The organism is Streptomyces chilikensis, assembly GCF_001642695.1.
Classification (GTDB): domain Bacteria; phylum Actinomycetota; class Actinomycetes; order Streptomycetales; family Streptomycetaceae; genus Streptomyces; species Streptomyces chilikensis.
The window spans coordinates 1-1,898 of the sequence record NZ_LWCC02000090.1 but is presented as its reverse complement, the minus strand read 5'-3'; the positions used below and the strand labels follow the sequence as shown (position 1 = coordinate 1,898).

The window sequence follows — 1,898 nt, the reverse complement described above, 5'->3', positions numbered from 1 at the left end:
GGCGGCGAGGTCGTCGACGTGTTCCAGGCCGACGGAGAGGCGGACCACGTTGGCCGAGGGGCGGGCCTCGGGGGCCACCGGGCGGTGGGTGAGGGCGGCCGGGTGCTGGACGAGGGAGTCGACGCCGCCGAGGGAGACGGCGTGGGTGAAGAGGGAGAGCGAGGAGGTCAGCCGCTTCGCGGCGTCGTAGCCGCCCCGCAGGGCGAGGGAGATCATCGCGCCGGGACCGCGCATCTGGTGGCGCAGCGAACCGGTGCGGCCGTCGGCCAGGACGGCGGAGTCCAGGTCGGGGTAGAAGACGCGCTCCACGGCGGGGTGCCGGGCGAGCCGGCCGGCGAGTTCGCGGGCCGTCTCCTGCTGGGCGCGGACCCGGGTGGGCAGGGTGGCCAGGCCCCGGTGGAGGAGGTAGCCGGCCAGGGGGTGCATCAGGGCGCCGGTGATCGCGCGGACCCGGCGCAGCGCCTCGGCGGTGGTCTCGTCGCAGGCGATGACGCCGCCGACGACGTCGCCGTGGCCGCCCAGGTACTTGGTGGCGCTGTGCAGGACCATGGCCGCGCCCAGGGTGAGCGGGTTCTGCAGCACGGGGGTGGCGAAGGTGTTGTCGACCATCACCGGCACCGGGCCCGCCTGCCGTACGACGCCCGCGATGTCGACCAGGTCGAGGGTGGGGTTGGCGGGGGTCTCCAGGATCACCAGGGCGGTGTCCGGGCGGGCGGCGAGGACGTCGGCCACCTCGGCGGGACCGCAGAAGGTGGCCTCGACGCCGAGCAGGCCGGAGGCCAGCAGGTGGTCGGTGCCGCCGTACAGGGGGCGGACCGCGACGACGTGGCGCCTGTCGCCCCCGCCGGTCGTGGCGAGGATCGCGGCGGTGGTGGCGGCCATGCCGGAGGCGAAGGCGACCGACGCCTCGGCCTGCTCCAGGTCGGCGAGGGCGGACTCGAAGCGGGCGACGGTCGGGTTCCACAGGCGCTGGTAGACCGCGCCGCCGTCGGGGAGCGGGCGGCCGCCGCCCGCCATCGACTCGTAGGAGTCCCCGCCGCGCTCGATGTCCGGGAGCGGACTGGTGGACGACAGGTCGATCGGGGGCGCGTGCACGCCCAGTTCGGTGAGGTCCGCGCGGCCCGCGTGGACGGCCAGCGTCTCGAAGCGCTCAGGAGGGATGCCCATGGCGGGAGCGTTGCACCAGGAACAGGAACACCGCATGATCGCTGCAGAATCGGCAGCGAACGCGGCGACATCGGAGGTCGCCGACGAGATCGGCCGCCCGTCGCCCAGGGGATTTCGTTGAAAAAACGAGAGCAGCGGCCGCTCGTCGACGAGCTGGACCGCAGGATCGTCGCTCTGCTGGCCGAGGATCCCGAGCTGACCAACAAGGCCCTGGCCCGCCGCCTGGGTCTCGCCGAGTCGACCTGCGCCTACCGGGTGCGGGCGCTGCGGGAGCGCGGCGTGGTGGAGGGCACGACGCTGCGGCTCGACCTCGCCGCGCTGGGGCACCCGCTGCAGGCGCTGATCAAGGTGCGGCTGGAGCGGCACAACGCGGAGCACGTGAACCGGCTCTACGCGAGCCTGGTGCGCACCCCCGGGGTGATCCAGGTGTTCCACGTGGCCGGGGCGGACGACTTCTACCTGCACGTCGCGGTGGCGGACGCCGAGGCGCTGCGGGACTTCGTGCTGCAGCACGTCACCGTGCACCGGGTGGTGCGGCAGACGGAGACGCACCTGATCTTCGAGCGGCGCGAGGGGATCGGGGTGCTCCCGGCACCCGGCACCACGGGCTGAGGCCGAGCACGGCCGCCCGGGCCCACGGGGAGGGCGCGGCCACCCGGCGCACCACAGGGCAGCGGCCACCCCCGCGCCGCGGGGTGGCCGGCCCGCGCCGCGGGGGCAGCGGCCGGCCC

2 protein-coding genes are annotated in these 1,898 nt (G+C 75.1%); one reads left to right on the top strand and one right to left on the bottom strand.

Annotated features, from left to right (window positions below; translation table 11 throughout):
• Nucleotides 1–1,167 (bottom strand): trans-sulfuration enzyme family protein (locus tag A2U95_RS23690; protein ID WP_166026564.1); only part of this gene is annotated, 1,167 nt, incomplete at its 3' end.
• Between the two features lie 117 nt (nt 1,168–1,284).
• Here A2U95_RS23690 and A2U95_RS23685 point away from each other — a divergent pair.
• Nucleotides 1,285–1,779, top strand: coding sequence for an Lrp/AsnC family transcriptional regulator (locus A2U95_RS23685; protein WP_166026562.1), 495 nt, complete (start codon nt 1,285–1,287; stop codon nt 1,777–1,779).
• The last annotated feature ends 119 nt before the right edge of the window (nt 1,780–1,898 follow it).